The organism is Lentzea sp. NPDC020367 (assembly GCF_044387305.1).
In the GTDB taxonomy this organism is placed as follows: Bacteria; Actinomycetota; Actinomycetes; order Mycobacteriales; family Pseudonocardiaceae; genus Lentzea.
Map to the genome: position 1 here is coordinate 1 of NZ_JBIRVV010000024.1, position 18,131 is coordinate 18,131.

General features: G+C 69.9%; 16 protein-coding genes. 4 read left to right on the forward strand and 12 right to left on the reverse strand.

Annotated features, from left to right (window positions below):
- Nucleotides 1-440: 440 nt before the first annotated feature.
- Nucleotides 441-1,763 carry a cell division protein FtsZ gene (gene ftsZ / locus ACH413_RS44570; protein ID WP_360048120.1) on the reverse strand — a complete coding sequence of 441 codons (1,323 nt, stop codon included), beginning with the start codon at nt 1,761-1,763 and terminating at the stop codon, nt 441-443.
- A gap of 320 nt (nt 1,764-2,083) precedes the next feature.
- Here ftsZ and ACH413_RS44575 point away from each other — a divergent pair, with 320 nt between their 5' ends.
- A complete protein-coding gene (locus ACH413_RS44575) occupies nt 2,084-2,968 on the forward strand; it encodes an RICIN domain-containing protein (RefSeq protein ID WP_360048119.1) in 885 nt (294 codons plus the stop codon).
- Nucleotides 2,969-2,971: 3 nt separating this feature from the next.
- On the opposite strand, the gene ACH413_RS44580 is transcribed toward ACH413_RS44575, so the two are convergent.
- Nucleotides 2,972-3,466: a DinB family protein gene (locus tag ACH413_RS44580; RefSeq protein ID WP_360048117.1), complete on the reverse strand. Its 495-nt coding sequence runs from the start codon at nt 3,464-3,466 to the stop codon at nt 2,972-2,974.
- Between the two features lie 21 nt (nt 3,467-3,487).
- Nucleotides 3,488-4,909, reverse strand: a complete 1,422-nt coding sequence (crtI, locus tag ACH413_RS44585; RefSeq protein ID WP_360048116.1) for a phytoene desaturase family protein — start codon at nt 4,907-4,909, stop codon at nt 3,488-3,490.
- A 94-nt stretch (nt 4,910-5,003) separates the two neighbouring features.
- Between crtI and ACH413_RS44590 the strand changes: the two genes are divergently transcribed.
- Nucleotides 5,004-5,129, forward strand: coding sequence for a hypothetical protein (locus ACH413_RS44590; protein WP_281251341.1), 126 nt, complete (start codon nt 5,004-5,006; stop codon nt 5,127-5,129).
- 154 nt (nt 5,130-5,283) lie between these two features.
- Nucleotides 5,284-5,754: a hypothetical protein gene (locus ACH413_RS44595; RefSeq protein WP_360048115.1), complete on the forward strand. Its 471-nt coding sequence runs from the start codon at nt 5,284-5,286 to the stop codon at nt 5,752-5,754.
- Between the two features lie 4 nt (nt 5,755-5,758).
- On the opposite strand, the gene ACH413_RS44600 is transcribed toward ACH413_RS44595, so the two are convergent.
- From ACH413_RS44600 to ACH413_RS44635, 8 genes are all read right to left on the reverse strand, one after another.
- Nucleotides 5,759-6,421: an FtsQ-type POTRA domain-containing protein gene (locus tag ACH413_RS44600; protein ID WP_360048113.1), complete on the reverse strand. Its 663-nt coding sequence runs from the start codon at nt 6,419-6,421 to the stop codon at nt 5,759-5,761.
- An 83-nt stretch (nt 6,422-6,504) separates the two neighbouring features.
- Nucleotides 6,505-7,872 carry a UDP-N-acetylmuramate--L-alanine ligase gene (gene murC / locus ACH413_RS44605; RefSeq protein ID WP_360048112.1) on the reverse strand — a complete coding sequence of 456 codons (1,368 nt, stop codon included), beginning with the start codon at nt 7,870-7,872 and terminating at the stop codon, nt 6,505-6,507.
- Complete coding sequence (murG, locus tag ACH413_RS44610; protein ID WP_360048110.1) at nt 7,869-8,972, reverse strand: undecaprenyldiphospho-muramoylpentapeptide beta-N-acetylglucosaminyltransferase; 1,104 nt, start codon at nt 8,970-8,972, stop codon at nt 7,869-7,871. Before murG ends, murC begins: the two co-directional genes overlap by 4 nt.
- 31 nt (nt 8,973-9,003) lie before the next feature.
- On the reverse strand, nt 9,004-10,467 hold the full coding sequence (gene ftsW / locus ACH413_RS44615) for a putative lipid II flippase FtsW (protein WP_396426012.1): 1,464 nt from the start codon (nt 10,465-10,467) through the stop codon (nt 9,004-9,006).
- Between the two features lie 89 nt (nt 10,468-10,556).
- Nucleotides 10,557-11,930, reverse strand: coding sequence for a UDP-N-acetylmuramoyl-L-alanine--D-glutamate ligase (murD, locus tag ACH413_RS44620; RefSeq protein WP_360048109.1), 1,374 nt, complete (start codon nt 11,928-11,930; stop codon nt 10,557-10,559).
- 4 nt (nt 11,931-11,934) lie between these two features.
- The gene (mraY, locus tag ACH413_RS44625) at nt 11,935-13,020 is read right to left on the reverse strand and encodes a phospho-N-acetylmuramoyl-pentapeptide-transferase (RefSeq protein WP_319977341.1); all 1,086 of its coding nucleotides are present in this window, start codon (nt 13,018-13,020) and stop codon (nt 11,935-11,937) included.
- Entirely contained in the window at nt 13,017-14,477 is a 1,461-nt protein-coding gene (gene murF, locus ACH413_RS44630; protein WP_360048108.1) for a UDP-N-acetylmuramoyl-tripeptide--D-alanyl-D-alanine ligase, read from the reverse strand. Before murF ends, mraY begins: the two co-directional genes overlap by 4 nt.
- Entirely contained in the window at nt 14,474-16,000 is a 1,527-nt protein-coding gene (locus tag ACH413_RS44635) for a UDP-N-acetylmuramoyl-L-alanyl-D-glutamate--2,6-diaminopimelate ligase (protein ID WP_360048106.1), read from the reverse strand. The genes murF and ACH413_RS44635 overlap by 4 nt, the downstream gene beginning before the upstream one ends.
- Nucleotides 16,001-16,276: 276 nt before the next feature.
- Here ACH413_RS44635 and ACH413_RS44640 point away from each other — a divergent pair, with 276 nt between their 5' ends.
- The gene (locus ACH413_RS44640) at nt 16,277-17,026 is read left to right on the forward strand and encodes a universal stress protein (protein ID WP_360048104.1); all 750 of its coding nucleotides are present in this window, start codon (nt 16,277-16,279) and stop codon (nt 17,024-17,026) included.
- Here ACH413_RS44640 and ACH413_RS44645 read toward each other — a convergent pair.
- Nucleotides 17,023-18,123 (reverse strand): putative glycoside hydrolase, encoded by a 1,101-nt coding sequence (locus ACH413_RS44645; protein WP_360048103.1) that lies wholly within the window; start codon nt 18,121-18,123, stop codon nt 17,023-17,025. The two genes, ACH413_RS44640 and ACH413_RS44645, sit on opposite strands and share 4 nt — an antisense overlap.
- Nucleotides 18,124-18,131: the final 8 nt, after the last annotated feature.

Consider the following 18,131-nt stretch of genomic DNA (forward strand, 5'->3'; position numbering starts at 1 on the left):
CCGCCCAACGCAACAGGCGTGCCATCTACCCGCAGGCGGCGCCACCCCCCGATCAGATTGCCGGGGGTCTGGGGGCAGAGCCCCCAGGGGAAGCAAGCAAGGCAACCAGGCCGCCCGCACGGTGACCCACCCGCAAGGTCGCGACCCACCAACTCAACGCAAGGTCGCCGTCCGCAAGGTGACCACCCGCTAGGCCACCACCTGCACGGCCACCACCCACAAGCCCGCACCCAGCCCAAGCTGACGCAGGCGTCCCCCAACAGGAAGACCCCCTGAGCCCAAACGCTACTCAGGGGGTCCGACAAGATCATCGCCACAAGTCAGGGACCACAGCTCACGCAGCCAAGACCACAAGCCCCGCAGCCAAGACCACAGTTCACGCGGCCACAAGTCCCGCAGCCACAAGCCCCGCAGCCACAACTACCGCAGCCGCGCCAAACTCACCGCCGCATGAACGGCGGAACATCCACCTCGTCATCCGGGTCCTCAGTGACCGGCACCGGCCGAGAGGGCAACGACCCGTTGGGCGAAAGCGACCGAGGCACCGAAGGCACGTACCCGTTCCCCTGAGCCGGCGAGGGCTGCGGCGGCACAGTGGTCGGAGGCTGCTGCGCAGGCGGAGCCTGCCGAACCTCAGGCTGGTGCTGGACGGGCTGGTGAACCGGCTGCTGAACCGGAGGCGCCTGCACAGGCGGCGGAGTCTGCGCCACCGGCTGCTGCACGTGCGTGGGCACCGCAGAAGCAGAAGCAATGGGCCCGGTGGCCGTCCGCGGCTGCGAGGACAGCGCCGTCGGCTCCAGCTTCTTGTGCGTGGGGCCGCCGCTGTCGAAGCCGGCCGCGATCACCGTGACCCGGACCTCGTCGCCCAGGGAGTCGTCGATGACCGTACCGAAGATGATGTTCGCGTCCGGGTGCGCGGCCTCCTGGACCAGCGATGCGGACTCGTTGATCTCGAAGAGGCCCAGGTCGGAGCCGCCGGCGATCGACAGCAGCACGCCGTGCGCGCCCTCCATCGAGGCTTCCAGCAGCGGCGAGTTGATGGCCTTCTGCGCGGCCTGCACCGCTCGGCCCTCGCCCCTGGCCGAGCCGATGCCCATCAACGCCGAGCCCGCGCCGGACATGACCGACTTGACGTCGGCGAAGTCCAGGTTGATCAGACCAGGGGTCGTGATCAGGTCGGTGATGCCCTGGACACCGGAGAGGAGCACCTCGTCCGCGGACCGGAAGGCGTCCATCAGGCTGACGCCGATGTCACCGAGCTGGAGCAGCCGGTCGTTGGGGATGACGATGAGCGTGTCGCACTCGTTGCGCAGGGCCTGGATGCCGTCTTCCGCCTGCTTGGCGCGGCGCTTGCCCTCGAACGAGAACGGGCGCGTCACCACGCCGATGGTCAGTGCGCCGAGCTTGCGGGCGATCGAGGCCACGACCGGCGCGCCGCCGGTGCCCGTGCCGCCGCCCTCACCTGCGGTCACGAAGACCATGTCGGCCCCCTTGAGGACCTCCTCGATCTCCTCGCGGTGGTCTTCGGCGGCCTTGTGCCCGACCTCGGGGTTCGCACCCGCGCCGAGGCCACGCGTCAACTCGCGGCCGATGTCGAGCTTGACGTCGGCATCAGACATCAGCAAGGCCTGGGCGTCGGTGTTCACCGCGATGAACTCGACGCCCTTCAGCCCGACCTCGATCATGCGGTTGACGGCGTTGACGCCGCCTCCACCGATGCCGACGACCTTGATCACCGCGAGATAGTTGTGCGGGGGCGTCATCGGATCCGCCTTCCTGATCGTGGTCCGCGCTGTGCTGGGTGAGATGCACCCGGATTGAAACTCTCAACCTCTCGTCGAGGTCCAGAGTTATGTCAACCCCATATGTTCCTGCTGGACGGTAAGCACCGGCGGTGCGTCGGTCCAGCAGCCACGCCGTAGGGTCCCAACACTGTGCGCTACTACTCCCCGGTCGTGCCGTCAAGTAGTTGCGTACGATCCTGAGGACGACGCACCGCAAGCCTAGTCGGACGTCGAATCGGAGATCGTCTCGCCCGTCCTATCGACGTTTTTCTGTCGGTGGTGCCCGCTAGCTTCGGCTCATGGGGATGAAATTGCTGAGCGTCGCGCTGGCCGCGATCGCTCTGGGGGCAGTGATGGTGGCGCCCGCGAGCGCCACGACCGGGAACAACATCGTCGAGATCAGGAGCATGGCGTACGGCGAGTGCCTGCAGGCGGGCACCGAGCCGCACGACACCCAGATCGTTGCCTGCACCGGTGCGGACGAGCAGCGCTGGGAGGTCGTTCTGGTGGACGGGAACAGGCACCTGCTCCGCAACCTCGCGAACAGGGAGTGCCTGAGCGAGACGTACGGCTTCTACTGGTGCGACGACGAGCTCGCGCACGGATTCGCCGTGTCGATGCCGGACGCGCCTGGTGCCGTGCGCATCAGGTTCGGCGACGGAGAGGCCTACCTCACGGCCTTGACCTGGCAAAACGGTGAACGGGACGTGTTGATCCAAAGCCCGACCGACCGGGCCGAGCAGCGTTGGCTGGTGCGCACCGTCGGGATGACGCAGCCCTTACCGGACACCTCGGGTCAGGTCGTGCGCATCCGCGCGGCCGATGGCGCCCGCTTCGGCTGCATCAGCCTGACGGGCTCCAGCCTGGTGCCGGCTCCGTGCACGGACTCGCCGGCGCAGAAGTTCCAGCGGATCGAGGCCACCGGGGGCAGGACGGCGTTGCGCAGCGTCGCCAACGGCAAGTGCGTCGCCGTCGCGTCGGCCGAAGCCGTCGTGCCCGAGGTGGTGTCGGACTGCGTGCCCGGCGAGGTCCTGCAGCAGTGGTCGATCGAGCCGACCAAGCTCGGTTCGGCACGCCTGCGGCAGGTGGCCGCCGGGAAGTTCCTCACGCCCGGCACCGGCTGGATGTTCCTGACCACGCACTGGAGCGACACCTGGCAGCAGTGGGAGCTGCAGCCCGCCTAGGTCCTAGTCGCCGACGGTTCCGTCCAGCAGTTCCCTGACCACGTCCAGCTGACCGGCGTGCCGGGCGGTCTCCTCGATGACGTGCGCGAGCACCCATCGGGCCGAGACCGTCCGGTCACCCCGGAACGGCACCTCAGCGTCGAGCTCCAGACCGGCGAGGATCTCCCGGCTCTCCGCGCTCTGCGCGCGGTAGTCCGCGAGGAACCCGGCGAGGGTCTCGCCCTCCTCGACGCGCCAGTCCGCGTCGGGGTCCTCCATCGTGTACGGGGCCCGCGACGCACGTCCCGCGAGCACCACCTCGAACCAGTGGTGCTCGACCCACCGCACGTGCTTCAGCACACCGGCCGCGGTCGTCAGCTTCGACGGCAGCACAGCCCGTGCCGCGTCGCCCTCGGCCAGGCCCTCGACCTTCAGCGCGATCGTGGCGCGCAGGTAGTCCAACAGGGCCGTGTACGTCGCGCGTTCATCGGCGACGAGTGGTGGTGCGGTGCGTGTCATGCGGCGCAGCCTGCATGAGCGTCAACGCGACCGCATCGCATTTATCCGCTGCGCCGCCAGCCGTCCGGAGATCAGCACCGGCGGCACACCGACACCCGGTGTGGTTCCCGCTCCCGCCAGCGCCACGTTCTCGGCTCCCCGCACGACGTTGCGCGGCCGGAACGGTCCCGTCTGCGCGAAGGTGTGCGAGAGCCCGAACGGCGTCCCCGCCGCGTTGCCCCAGTCCACCGGCGTCACGAGCACCTCGTCCCGCACCGCCGCGCCGAACCCGTCCAGCCCGCGCGCTTCCAGCGTCCGCACCAGTTCGTCGCGGTAGCGGGGCCCGACGCGCGCCCAGTCGATCGGCCCGGTCCGGAGGTTCGGGCACGGCGCCAGCACGTAGTGCAGCCCGTCCTGCGCGTGCGTGACGAGCAACGACGGGTCGGACATCAACCGTCCCTTGTGGACGATCTCGTCGAACGTGCCCCGCCACGCCGCCCCGAACAGGATGTTGTGGTGCCCGAGGTCCCACGTGCGGTCCGTCGCGGCGTGCAGCACCACCGCGGACGGCGACCACCGATGCGGCAGCACTCGCTGCGGCGCCTTGCCGAGCAACCGATAGGCGTCCGGCAGCTCACACGCCAAGACCACCGCGTCACACTCGATGCGCTCCTCGGCGGTGTGCACAGCCGCGACGCGCGCACCGCGCCACTCCAGCCGTGTGACCGTTGCGTCGTAACGGAACTCCGCACCGTGCTTCGTCGCAGCAGCAGCCAACGCCTGAGGCACCGCGTGCATCCCGCCACGTGGGTAGTACACGCCCGCGATGGTGTCCATGTACGCGATGACCGCGTACGCCGCGAGAGCCTGCTGTGGCGGCACACCGGCGTACAAAGCCTGGAACGAAAAGAGTCTGATCAGCCGTTCGTCCCGCAAGAACCGCCGCAACTGGGGTTCCAGCCGTCCGAACCCGCCCAGCGTCGCGAGCTTCACGAGCTCCGGCCGCAGCAGGTCGAGCGGCGAGTCGAAGTTCGCGCCGATGAAGTGCTCGCGCTGCACCGAGTACAGCTCCCCGAGCCACCGCCGCAGCTCCCGGTACCCGGCCGCTTCCCTTGCCCCGCAGACGGTGCGGACCTCGTCCTCCATCGCGGCGGCATCGGTGTGCACCGCGATGCCCGACCCGTCCGCGAACCGGGCGCGATAGGCGGGATCGACCCGGTCGAGCGTCAGCCAGTCCGAAAGCCGCTCCCCCACGGCGTCGAACGCCTCGTCCAGGTACTCGGGCATCGTCAGCACGGTCGGCCCGCTGTCCGCGGTGAACCCGCCGACGCGAACGGTGCCGGCACGACCACCTGGGGCATCGGCCTTCTCGAGCACGGTGACCCGGCGACCGGTTCCCTGCAGGTGCAACGCGGCCGACAGTCCGGCGAGACCGGCGCCCACCACCACGACGTGGCCCGGCATGAGTACTTCCTTCGGGTGACAACGATCATTCTGGCTAATACCGCGAGTGGCTGTCCGATGAGCACGTTAGTCGTTCATCACCAGGAGGCACGTCTTGGCACCCGCACCCGCGTCCGTGCGTTCGCTCGTCATCGAGGCGATCGTGTTGGAACTCGTCACGAGCAGGCTCGGCAGCCTCGTCGTACGGGTCGCGATGGCGCGGCTGAAGCCGAACGGCTAGCCGGCGACCCTCAGGAGAATCCCTTGTGCTCCCAGCCGATTCCTCGGTCCCCGATCCGCCGGCCGCGCCGGATCCCGACACCGTCACGGCCGCCGGCACCACGCCGGTAACGCCCTCGAATTCAAGGACCGCAGTGGAACCATTTCCACCAGTAGTGACCGTAGGACCCGAGTTACCGCCGAAACGCAGGCCACCGTGGCTGGCGATCGGATTCGCACTGGTGGCGCTGACCGCGGGCGGACTCGGCTTCGGGCTGGGCAGAGCCACCGGTCCCGACCTGCTGCGCTCCGCCGACACGAGTTCGGCCGCGCCGTCCACCTCGGCCTCGCCCAACGTGTTCACGGTCAGCGGCTCGATGACCGTGAACGGCGTCTGCGGTTCGGGCGGCTACGCCGACATCGCCCTCGGCGGCCAGGTCGAGATCGTCAACCAGGACAACGAGGTGCTCGGCGTCGGCACGCTGCAGAGCGGTGCGGGAGCCCGATGTTCGTTCAAGTTCACCGTGAGCGGCATTCCCGAGGGCGAGCGGCTCTACGGAGCGAAGATCGGCAACGCCAACCGCGGTGTCATCTGGCACTCCGAGCAGGACGCGAAGCACCAGGGCTTCCACCTGACGCTCGGCTGAAAGGTCAGGAAACCGTCGCCAGGTCAGGAGACGACACGTCGTAGGTCTTGCCTTCCCGTGTGAGCAGCACGAGCAGCACAGCCCCCTTGCGAGCCGTGTCGTCGGAGCTGCCCCACTTCACCACGCGATCCCCCGTGAGCGTCAGCTTCACGTCCGCACCGGTCGTCGCCGACACCGACACCACCTCGGGCCGCAGCTTCTCCGGCAACCCGTTCACGACCCCGACCACGGCGCGAGTGGCCGGGTCCGAGGACGAGGGCAGCGTGAGCACCAGTTCGGGAACGCCCGGTGCGGCGGCCGGGAGGACCGCGTAGTCCTTGCCGGTGGAGTCGACCAGGTGGAAGCCGTCGGGCAGCTTCACCGAGCCGACCGGGGCGCGTTCGGTGATCAGCAGCCGGACCGTGCCGGGGAGCTGGCGTTCGACCTCGACCGCGGCGACGCGCGGGATGCCCGCGACGCGGTCGTGGATCTCCTGGAGGTCCAGGCGCACCAACGGGGAGCCGGAGTCGATCGCCGCGACGGCGCGGACCTCGTCCTCGGTCAGCGCCACGTTGCCGCGGACGTCGACCTGGCGGACGCCCAGCAACGGCGTGAAGAACACGCAGTAGGCCAAGGCCAGCACGGAAAGCACGCACAACAGCGCCACCAGGCGGCGGCGCAGGATCACCCTGCGCCGCGCCCGGTACTCAGCACTCTTCGGTCTCCGGTTCGCGGAGCGAACTCGCGTGGACCTGCCGCGAACCGGTGCGCTCATGACAGCGCGCTGACGATCTCGGGGCCGAGCATCGTCACGTCACCCGCGCCCATGGTCACCACCAGGTCGCCCTCCCGCACCAGCGACGCCACCAGCGCCGGCACGCGGTCGAACGACGGCTCGTAGTGCACGGAAGCCGTGACCTGGTCCGCGATCAGCGCGCCGGTGATGCCGGGCTCCGGCTCCTCGCGGGCGCCGTAGACGTCCAGCACGACGACCTCGTCCGCCAGCGACAACGCGGCGGCGAACTCGGTCGCGAACGTACGGGTCCGGGAGTACAGGTGCGGCTGGAACACCACGATCACCCGGCCCGCGCCCGCGACCGGACGCGCGGCACGCAGCTGTGCGTCGACCTCGGTCGGGTGGTGCGCGTAGTCGTCGTAGACCGAGACGCCGTTGCCGCGGCCCTTGAACTCGAACCGCCGCCGCACGCCACCGAAGGCGGCCAGGCCTTCGAGCAGCCCGGCCTGGTCTGCACCGAGTTCCAGACCGGCCAGCAGCGCGGCGATCGCGTTCAACGCCATGTGCTCGCCCGGCACCGCGACCCGGACCTCGACCGCCGCGCCGTCGATCTCGACCGACGCCAGGCCACCGGACTCGAGCGGCTTGTAGTCGACGAGACGCGCATCGGTGGCCGAACGTCCGTACTCGCGCACACGGATCCCACGCGCACGAGCCTCGGTGATCAGCCGCGCCGCACCGGGATCGTCCACACAGGACACCAGCACGCCGCCGGGCACGATCCGTTCCAGGAACGAGTCGAACACGGCCGTGTAGGCCTCGACGGTGCCGTGGTGGTCGAGGTGGTCGGCTTCGACGTTCGTCACGACGGCGACGGACGGCGAGAAGAACAGGAACGAGCCGTCGGACTCGTCCGCCTCGGCCACGAACACGCCACCGGTGCCCTGGTGGGCGTTGGCGCCGGACTCGTTCAGGTCACCACCGATCGCGAACGACGGGTCGACACGGCAGTGCTGCAACGCGACGGTGAGCATCGACGTGGTCGACGTCTTGCCGTGCGTACCGGCGACACACACGACGCGATGGTCTTCCATCAACGCCGCGAGAGCCTCGGCGCGGCGCAGCACGGTGATGCCGCGCTCACGGGCCGCCGAGTACTCCGGGTTCGTGTCCTTGATCGCGGTCGACACCACGACCTCGGTCGGACCGCCGACGAGCTGGTCCAGGTTCGAGGCGTCGTGGCCGACGGCGATCCGCGCCCCCTGGGCGCGCAGGGCCAGCACGGTCCGCGAGTCCTTGGCGTCCGATCCGGACACCTGCACACCACGGGCCAGCAGGATCCGGGCGATGCCGCTCATGCCGGCACCACCGATGCCGACGAGGTGAACTCGTTCGAGACTCACTTCTTGATCACCTCCAGCACGGAGCGGGCCAGGATCTCGTCCGCCTCGCGACGGCCGGTGCCGAGCGTCGCCGCGGACATCTGCGCCAGCCGGTTGCGGTCCGCCATCAGCGGCACCACCAGCGACGCGACCTTCTGCGGCGTCAGTTCCGAGTCCGGCACCAGCAGGCCACCGCCCGCGGAGACGACCGGACCGGCGTTCAACGCCTGCTCACCGTTGCCGATCGGCAGCGGCACGAAGATCGCGGGCAGGCCGACGGCCGACACCTCGGCGACGGTCATCGCGCCCGAACGGCACAGCACGGCGTCCGCGGCGGCGTAGGCGAGGTCCATGCGCTCCAGGTACGGCACCGGCACGTACGCCGGAGCGCCCGGAACCTGTTGCACCGCAACGGAGTTCTTCGGGCCGTACGCGTGCAGCACGCCCACGCCGGCACGAGCGAACTCGGCGGCCACCGGCGCCACGGCCTCGTTGATCGAACGCGCGCCCTGCGAACCGCCGAACACCAGCAGCACCGGCGCGTGCGGGTCGAGACCGAAGAAGCGGCGGGCCTCGTCACGCAGCGCGGCGCGGTTCAGCGTCGTGATCGACTGGCGCAGCGGGATGCCGATGATCTGCGCGTCGGTCAGGCCGGAGTCCGGCACGGCCGCGGCGACGTGGTCGGCGAACTTGGCGCCGACCTTGTTCGCGAGGCCGGCCTTGGCGTTCGCCTCGTGCACGACGATCGGGATGCGGCCACGCGCGGCCAGGTACGCGGGCAGCGCCACGTAGCCGCCGAAGCCGACGACGACGTCCGCGCCGACGCGCTCCAGCACCTCACGGGTCTGCTTCACGGCGCCACGCACGTTCAGCGGCAGTTTCAGCAGGTCCAGCGTGGGCTTGCGCGGCATCGGCACCGGCGGGATCAGCTCCAGCGGGTAGCCGCGGGCCGGCACGATCTTGCTCTCGAGGCCGCGCGCGGTGCCGAGCGCGACGACGCGCGCGTCCGGCCGCAGCCGCATGACCGCGTCGGCCAGCGCCAGTGCCGGCTCGATGTGACCCGCGGTGCCACCACCTGCGACCACGACGCACGGACCACTGGGGGCAGGGTGCCCGGTCAAGACTTCTCCCAATTCGTCGGCGAAGAGATGATCAGTTGTATCGCCCGCGACCGCGGGTCGACCGGCCTTGCTCTGAACGGCCCTGTGTCCGCCGCGATTCGCGGCGACGGTACTCCGAAGGCGGAGCGGAGCGTCCAGCCATACGACGTTCGTCGACGACCGGGAGTTGCGCGGTGCGCCTGCCCGGTGCGCGCGGAGGCGTGGACGGGCGGACCGGCTTGCGCTTGGCGGGCGGCTTGTACGCCTCGGGCGCGGGCAGCCTGAGCAGCCCGCCGACCCGTCCGGGACCGAGCGAACGCAGCGCCGCCACGGCCTCGGGCTCGTGCCGGGCGCAGTTCGCGAGGATGCCGAACACGACCATGGTCGTCACGATCGAGGTGCCGCCGGAGGAGATCATCGGCAACGTGAGGCCCGTGACGGGCAGCAGCTGCACGACGTAGCCGATGTTGATCGCGGCCTGCGCGACCAGCCACACCGTCAGCGTCGCGGACACGATCCGGATCCACGGGTCGGTGTTGCGCGACGCGATCCGCAGCCCGACCCACGCGAGCATGCCGAACAGGACCAGCACCAGCGCGCAGCCGACGAACCCGAGCTCCTCGCCGATGACGGCGAAGATGAAGTCCGACTCGACGTTGGGCAGGTACCGCCACTGCGAGCTGCCCCGCGCGAGCCCCTTGCCGAACAGCCCGCCTTCGGCGAGCGCGAACATCGCCTGACGCGCCTGCAGACCGGCGCCGTCGGGGTCGGCGTCGGGGTTGAGGAACGACGTCACGCGCTGCAGCCGGTACGCGGCACCGATCGCGAGCACGACGGCACCCGCTATCGCGCCGCCGGCGATCACGCCGAACAACCGCATCGGCGCGCCGACGAACCAGAGCAGGCCGATCAGCACCACGCCGAGCGTGATCGTGCCGCCGAGGTCGGGCTGCAGCATGACCAGCGCGAACACCAGCATCGCGACCGGCACGACGGGCACCAGCAGGTGCCGGTACTGCGAGAGCAACGCCCGCTTGGTGACCAGGACGTGCGCGCCCCACAAAGCCAGCGCGAGCTTCACGGCCTCGATCGGCTGGAACGAGATCGGCCCGACGGTGAACCACGACCGGGCGCCACCGCGGACGTCGCCCAGCGGCGTCAGCACCAGCGCCAGCAGCACGACGCCGATGGCCATCGCGGCCGTCGAGAAGTGCCGGAGCTTGCGCAACGGGAACCGCAACATCACCCAGAACAGCACGGCGCCGATGCAGACGTAGATCAGCTGCTTCTGGAACACGCTGTACGCGGACACGCCCGACGCGACCTGTCCGGGAGCCGACGCGGACAGCACCATCACCAGGCCGAGCACGGTGAGCATGCCGAAGATCGCGAGCAACAGGTGGAAGTCCGCCAACGGCCGGCTCATCCACGACGTCAGACCGCTGCGCAACGAGGCGACGCGGCCCGCGGGACGAACCTTCCGCTTGCTTCTCGGCTTGTCGGCGACGACGGTCACCAGATCATCGTCTCCTGTGTCAAGCGCTCGAACGGGGATTCCTGGGGCGTGTCGTCCCTTTCGCTGAGACGTCTCACCCCTTTCGAACCCTACCGGCCACCCGTGAGGCGCTTCACGGCGTCCGTGAACGCCTGCCCGCGGTGCGCGTAGTCGCTGAACATGTCCATCGACGCCGCCGCCGGTGCGAGCAGCACCGTGTCACCGGACTGCGCGAACTCCTGCGCGGTGCGGACGATCTCGTGCATCGGGTCCTCGTCGTCGGCGACGTCGAGCACCCGCACCGGCACGTCCGGCGCGTGCTTCGCCAACGCGTCCGCGATGATCTGCCGGTCCGCGCCGATCAGCACGGCACCCCGCAGGCGATGGGCCTCGGTGCGGACCATGTCCTCGACCGACGCGCCCTTCAGCAGTCCGCCGGCGATCCAGACCACGCTGTCGAACGCCCGCAGGGAGGCCACGGCCGCGTGCGGGTTCGTCGCCTTCGAGTCGTTGACGTACTTGACGTCCGCCGCGTCGACCGTGACGAGCACGGCGCGGTGCGCGGCCGGTTCGAACGCCTCCAAGCCCTCGCGCACGGCCTCGGACGGCACGCCGTACGCGCGCGCCAGGGCCGTGGCGGCGAGAGCGTCCGCGATGCCGGGAGGGCCTGCCGGGCGGATCTTCGCGATCTCGACCAGTGCCTCGTCGTCGGCGAACGCGCGGTCGACCAGCCAGCCGTCGCGCACGCCGAGCTGACCGTCCTCCGGTTCGTCCAGGGTGAAGCCGATCCGGTCCCGCGCGGGCGAGGCCTCCAGCAGGTCGCCGACGAGTTCGTCGTCGAGCCAGCCGATCGCCACCTCGCCGGTGAGGATCTGGGCCTTGGCCTGCGCGTAGGCGTCCATGCCTCCGTGCCAGTCGAGGTGGTCCTCTGCGAGGTTGAGCAGCGCGCCCGCCTGCGGCCGCACCGACGGCGCCCAGTGCAGCTGGAAGCTCGACAGCTCCACCGCGAGCACCCGGCGGCCCGCCAGCAGTGCGTCCACGACCGGCAGGCCGACGTTTCCGCAGGCCACGGCATCCGCGCCGGCGGCGTGCAGGATCGACTCCAGCATGCCGACCGTCGTGGTCTTGCCGTTCGTGCCGGTCACCGCGAGCCACACCGGCGGGTCGGCGAGTTCGGTGCCCATCCGCCAGGCCAGCTCGACCTCGCCGATCACCTCGATGCCCGCCGACGAGGCGGCCGCGAGCAACGGGCTCGACGGCTGCCAGCCGGGGCTCGTGACGACCAGCGACGTCCCGGCGGGAGGCTCGACCAGTCCCGGCACCAGTTCGACGCCTTCGAGCATGGTCTCCAGTGCCGCCAGCCGTTCCGGCGACGAGTCCGTCACCACGACCTCGGCGCCCGCCGCGAGCAACGCCTCCGCCGCGGACCGGCCGGTCACTCCAGCACCGGCGACCAGCACCTTCGTTCCGGCCAGCTTGGTCATCGCTTTAGAACCCGCCCGTCAGCCACTCGCTGTAAAAGACACCGAGCCCGAACATGCAGCAGATGCCGCCCATCAACCAGAACCGGATGATGACAGTGGTTTCCGCCCAGCCCGCGAGCTCGAAGTGGTGGTGGAACGGTGCCATTCGGAACAGCCGCCGTCGTGAGGTGCGGAAGACCGCGACCTGCAACGCCACCGACAGGGCCTCGACCACGAACAGACCACCGATGACGATCATCAGCAGCTCGGTGCGGGTCGCGATCGCGAGACCGGCGACGAGGCCACCGAGCGCGAGCGAACCGGTGTCACCCATGAAGATCTTGGCCGGAGCGGCGTTCCACCAGAGGAAGCCGATGCAGCCCGCCATCGCGGCCGCGGCGATCACCGCGAGGTCCAGCGGGTCGCGCACGTCGTAGCAGCCGGCCACGGCGTAGCTGGAGCAGTTGTAGCGGAACTGCCAGAACGAGATCACGACGTACGTGCCGAACACCATCGCCGACGAACCGCCGGCGAGGCCGTCGAGGCCGTCGGTCAGGTTCACGGCGTTCGACCACGCGGCGACCATGCCGTAGCAGAAGACGATGAACCCGATGACGCCGAACGAGACCACGGTGATGTCGCGGACGAACGACAGGTTGACCGACGCGGGCGTCAGGCCGTCCTTGTTCGGGAACTGGAGCACCAGGATCGCGAACGTGATCGTCGCGATGAACTGGCCGACCAGCTTCGCCGTCTTGTTCAGGCCCAGGTTGCGGGCCTTGCGGATCTTGATGAAGTCGTCGAGGAAGCCGACGATGCCCAGCGACGTCGTCAGCATCAGCACGAGCAGGCCGGACGCCGTCGGGGTCTGCCCGGACGCCGAGGCCGACATCGAGTTCACCAGGTGCGTGCCGAGATAGCCGGCCCACATCGCGACCAGGATGGCGAGGCCACCCATGGTCGGCGTGCCGCGCTTGGTCTTGTGGTGCTGCGGACCGTCCTCACGGATCTCCTGGCCGAAACCCTGACGGGAGAAGATCTTGATCAGGTAGGGCGTCAGCAGGATCGACACTGCCAGTGCGATCGCTGCGGCGATCAGGATGCTCTTCACTTGGTTCCTGCCTCCAGCAGGGCCTCGGCAATGCGCCACAGGCGATAGGCGTTCGATGCCTTGACCAGCACGACGTCACCGGGCCGGACTTCCCCCTGGAGCAGCGCGATCGCCGCGTCCGCGTCCGGCACCCTGACGGATTCGTCTCCCCAAGATCCTTCCAGGTGCGCACCCTGGTGCATCGCGCGGGCCGCCTCACCGACGACGACCAGCTTGCTGATGTCCAGGCGCACCACCAGACGGCCGATCTCGTCGTGCTCGCGCACCGCGTCGTCGCCCAGTTCCGCCATCGGGCCGAGGACGGCCCAGCTGCGGCGGGCGGGCGTGGTGGCGCGCGAGATCGTCGCGAGCGCCTTCAACGCCGCCCGCACCGAGTCGGGGTTCGCGTTGTACGCGTCGTCGATGACGGTCACGCCATCTGCCCGGTCGGTGATGACCATGCGGTGCGCGGAGACCCGTTCGGCCGCCCCCAGTCGTTGCGCGACCTCGGCCGGCGTGGCGCCCAGTTCCAGGGCGATCGCGGCCGCGACCAGCGCGTTGCCCACGTGGTGCGGGCCGTTCAGCGACAGCTTGACCTGGGCGTCGCCCTGCGCGGTCTTCAGCGTGAAGCTCGCGCGGGCGTGCTCGTCCAGTTCGATGTTCACGGCGCGGACGTCCGCGTTCGGGCTCTCGCCGACCAGGACGACCTTGGCCTTCGTGCGGCTCGCCATGCCCGCGACCAGCTGGTCGTCGGCGTTCAGGATCGCGACGCCGTCCTCGGGCAACGACTCGACCAGCTCGCCCTTGCCCTGCGCGATGCCTTCACGCGAGCCGAACTCGCCGACGTGCGCGGTGCCGACGTTGAGCACGGCACCGATCTTCGGCGGGGCGATCTCGGTCAGGTTCGCGATGTGGCCGATGCCGCGGGCGGACAGCTCGAGCACGAGGAAGCGGGTGTCCTCGGTGGCGCGCAGCGCGGTCCACGGGTGGCCGAGCTCGTTGTTGAACGAACCGGGTGGCGCGATGGTCTCGCCGGTCGGGCTGAGCACCTGGGCGATGAGGTCCTTGGTGGACGTCTTGCCCGCCGAGCCGGTGATGCCGACGATCGTGAGGTCCTTCAGGCGGTCCGTGACGTGGCGGGCGAGCTTGGCCAGCGCCGCGAGCACCGCGGCGCCCTCACCGGTCTTGTCGCCGGCGAGCACGTAGGCGTTGGCGTGCTTGGTCTCCACCGGCGGCGCGATCACCGCGGGGGCGTCGACCTCGCGGCCGGCCAGCACACCGGCGGCGCCCGACGCCACGGCCTGCGCGGCGAAGTCGTGGCCGTCCACGCGCTCGCCGGGCAGTGCCAGGAAGAGGCCTCCCTCGGTGACCTTGCGGGTGTCGAACTCGATGGAGCCGGTGACCACCGGACTGCCATCGGTCGCGTGCAGGCGTCCGCCGACGATCTCAGCGATCTCGGCGAGCGTGAGTGCGATCAACGGTGCGCCTCTCTGATCGCGGCGGTCAGCGTCTCGACGTCCGAGAACGGTTGGATCACGCCGGCGATCTCTTGTCCCGTCTCATGTCCCTTGCCCGCCACGACGACGACGTCCCCCGGAAGTGCCAGCTCGACGGCCTTGCGGATCGCGAGCCTCCGGTCGCCGATCTCGAGCACCTCGCCCCGGTCCTGCGCGGCGAGGGCCCCTTCGAGCATGGCGGCCCGAATAGAGGACGCGTCTTCGCTCCTGGGGTTGTCATCGGTGATGATCAACACCTCGGCCCGTTGCGCGGCGGCCTCGCCCATCAACGGCCGCTTGGCCCGGTCCCGGTCGCCACCGCAGCCGAGCACGATGATCACCCGGCCGTCGGTCTTGGCGCGCACGGCGTCGAGCGCGAGCGCGACGGCGGCGGGCTTGTGCGAGTAGTCGACGACGGCCGTGAAGTCCTGGCCCTCGTCGACGCGCTGCATGCGGCCGGGCACCTGGACGTTCTTCAGGCCCTCCGCGATCGCCTCCGCGCCGATGCCCTCGACGTGCAGGCAGGCGATGGCGAGCAGGGCGTTCGCGATGTTGAAGCTGCCCGCGAGCGGGAGGTGGATGCGGATGTCGCCGTCCGGGCCGTGCGCGGTGAAGGTCTGCTCACCGGTCGGGCTCACCTCGACGTCGCTCGCGGTCCAGGTGGCGGGCTTGGTCGTGGCGACGGTGATGGTGCCGGGCTTGACGAGCCGCTCGCCCCACTCGCCGTCGACGCAGACGACCTCCTTGCGCGCGCGGCCGTCGAACAACTGCGCCTTGACCTGGAAGTACTCCTCCATGTCCGCGTGGAAGTCGAGGTGGTCCTGGCTCAGGTTCGTGAACGCGCCGATCTCGAACTCGGTGGCGGCGACGCGGCCCAGCTGCAGCGCGTGGCTCGACACCTCCATCGCCACGTCGGTGACGCCGCGCTCGGCCATCACCGCGAACAGCGCCTGCAGGTCCGGCGCCTCGGGCGTGGTGTGCGAGCTGGCGAGCTGCTCGGTGCCGATGCGGGTGCCGACCGTGCCGATCAGGCCCGTGTTCTTCCCGGCGGCGCGCAGCACCGACTCGATCATGTACGTGGTGGTGGTCTTGCCGGACGTGCCGGTGACCCCCCACAGCTTGATCTTGCTCGACGGCTGTCCGTAGACGTGCGCGGCGAGCAGGCCCACGACCTCGCGTGGGCGCGGGTGGATCAGCACGGGCACGTCTTTGAGAGCGTCGCGGGCGGCTCCGGCCTCGTCCGTCAGCACGGCGACGGCACCGTTCGCGATCGCCGTAGCGGCGAAGTCGGCGCCGTGCGCGTTGGCACCCGGCAGCGCGGCGTAGAGGTCTCCGGCGACCACGTGCTGTGCACGCAGAGTGACCCCCGACACCTGGACGTCGGCATGCGCCGGCCGGGTCAGGTGCACGTCGGCCACCGCGGCGAGAGCAGCCACGGAAGCAGGGCGAATGGCGTTGGGGCGGGGCGGGGCGGTCGCGACCTTGCCCTCGAGCTTGGCAGGCACGGGCAAGAGGCTACCGGCGTACACAGAGTGGCCGAGCGGCGCGTTGGCGTTCGGGTGATGATCAGCGGCTCTGGGCCGTTCGAGTGGCCTCCGCCGCTGGTCCTGTCCAGCGAGCCCGTCCGGCCGAACAAGTTCCTGCCCGCTTTGTGACTTAGGGCCCTGTGACCATAAGTGCGGCTGCGGTGAGGTAGGAACCGGCAGGAGGCGGCAATGAACACCAGCACGGCGGTGGAGCCCAGGAGATTTTCCTTCTGGGCGCCCGATTTCAGTCGTTCCGTGACAGTCGGAGTCGACACTTCCGAGTCCGCGTATCACGCTTTCGAGTGGGCCGCGCGGCACGCGTGGTCGCTCCGGACGGATCTTCAGGTCTACCTCGCGGACCCCGGCGACACCACGGTCCAGCGGGTCCTGGAACGACTCCCCATGCTCACCGCCCACTTCCGCCCGAGTGGAGACGACCCGGTGGCCGCACTGGTGAGGGCGTCGGACTCCAGCGCGACCTTGGTCTTGGGGTGCAAAGGCGAACAGCACCGCAGCCTGGGGCTGGGCTCCCTCGTCCTCCCGGTGTTGCGCCGCGCGCGGTGCGGCGTCGTGGTGGTGCGCGGACGCCCTGAGGCGATCCGCGGCGAACACGGCTGGATCACCGCTGCCGTCGGCGGGTGCGAGGACCCGGTCGTGCTGCGGCGCGCGGTCGAGCTCTGCCGCACCCGCCGAGCGCGGCTCCGCCTGCTGCACATCCACCTGCCGGCCCAGCACGGCGTCACGGTGCCGCGTGACGAGGCCACGATCCGCCGGGCCGTGCTGTTCCTGCGCACCACCGCTCCCGAGCTGACCCCCGAAGTCGTGGTGGAGTCACGGCATCCGCACGAGGCCTTGGCCGCGCTGGACTCCGACCTCGTGGTCGTGGGGCGGGGCGGGCAGCACGACGGGGTCGGGCTGGTCACGCGAGCGGCGCTCTACCACTCGTCCTGTCCGGTGCTGGTGGCCCGGCCGGAGCCGATGCAGGACGACCGCGCGAAGCTCTAGCAAGCCTTGCGCAGCACGGTTCCGGTGGTGCCCGGCAGGGCGACGAAGGTGACCGGGGCGTTGTGCTCGTTGAACTGCGTCTCGGCGAGCCGGAGGGTGACGGGAGCGCTGCCCGTCTTGTTCGCGTTGACGAGCACGGTGCCGCACTCGAAGTCGCGCTGGTGCACGTTCGCGGCCACCTCGTGGTGCTCATCCAGCGGCGCGCCGAGGTCCCAGTCGTACTCGGTGCGCCACTGCGACGGGTTGTCGTAGCGGTCGGTCTCCTCGATCTCGGAGATCGCCGCGTGCTCGCCCTTGGCCAGCAGGTAGCTCGCGAAGGCGTAGCGGAACGGCTGCTCGGCGCCGCTGTGGTGCGGCTGGACCCAGGTGATCTTGCCCTTGGCCTCGTTGGCGGTGATCTGGGCGATCTGCCGGCTCCAGCCCTGCGAGTACTCGGAGAGCAGGTCCTTGTCGCCGAAGGTCAGCCACCACTCGTCGAAGCCGCCGTCCAGGTGCTCGACGTAGGAGTCCCACGCGCCGTCGTGCAGGCGGGCGTTGGACATGTTCGCGACGGTCTTGAGGCCCGCGTCCACGAACTTCTGCCTGGTGTTGGCGAGCATCGAGCGGTAGGCCTCGCGCATCGACTCGTCGGTCGGGTACGCGGCCGGGCAGACGCCGTCGTGGTACGTGTCGCAGGCGAACAGGGCGTTGTCCATCAACACGCCGTCGAAGACCTTGGCCGAGGACGCGACCACGTTGTCGGCCCAGGCGTTCTGGTAGCCGGCGTTGCCGACGTCCATCTGCCAGTGGCCCGCGTAGCCGCCGTACTCGAGGCGCTTGCCGCCGGAGTCGACGAGGAACCACGACGGGTCGGCCGCGCAGTACCCGACGCCCGTGGGGAGATCGGCGTCGTCGCGACCACCGGAACAGGCATAGCTGCGCGTCGACGAAAGATCTTTGTAGACGAACGTCTGAATCTCCGGGTTCGCCTTCTTGAGCTTCGCGGCAAGATCGGTTTCCCAGGCGTTCAGCACGACGTACGAACGTCGGTTCGCCTCGATTTCGATCATTTCCTCGGAGATCGTCGTGCTGTTCATGTGCAGCCAGTACGACTTCACGTCAGGCC

Excerpts from the sequence above, each read along its gene's own strand:
- ACH413_RS44580 (WP_360048117.1), bottom strand. The coding sequence starts at position 3,466 with ATGACACGCACCGCACCACCACTCGTCGCCGATGAACGCGCGACGTAC.
- ftsZ (WP_360048120.1), bottom strand. The coding sequence starts at position 1,763 with ATGACGCCCCCGCACAACTATCTCGCGGTGATCAAGGTCGTCGGCATC.
- murD (WP_360048109.1), bottom strand. The coding sequence starts at position 11,930 with ATGACCAAGCTGGCCGGAACGAAGGTGCTGGTCGCCGGTGCTGGAGTG.
- ACH413_RS44575 (WP_360048119.1), top strand. The coding sequence starts at position 2,084 with ATGGGGATGAAATTGCTGAGCGTCGCGCTGGCCGCGATCGCTCTGGGG.
- crtI (WP_360048116.1), bottom strand. The coding sequence starts at position 4,909 with ATGCCGGGCCACGTCGTGGTGGTGGGCGCCGGTCTCGCCGGACTGTCG.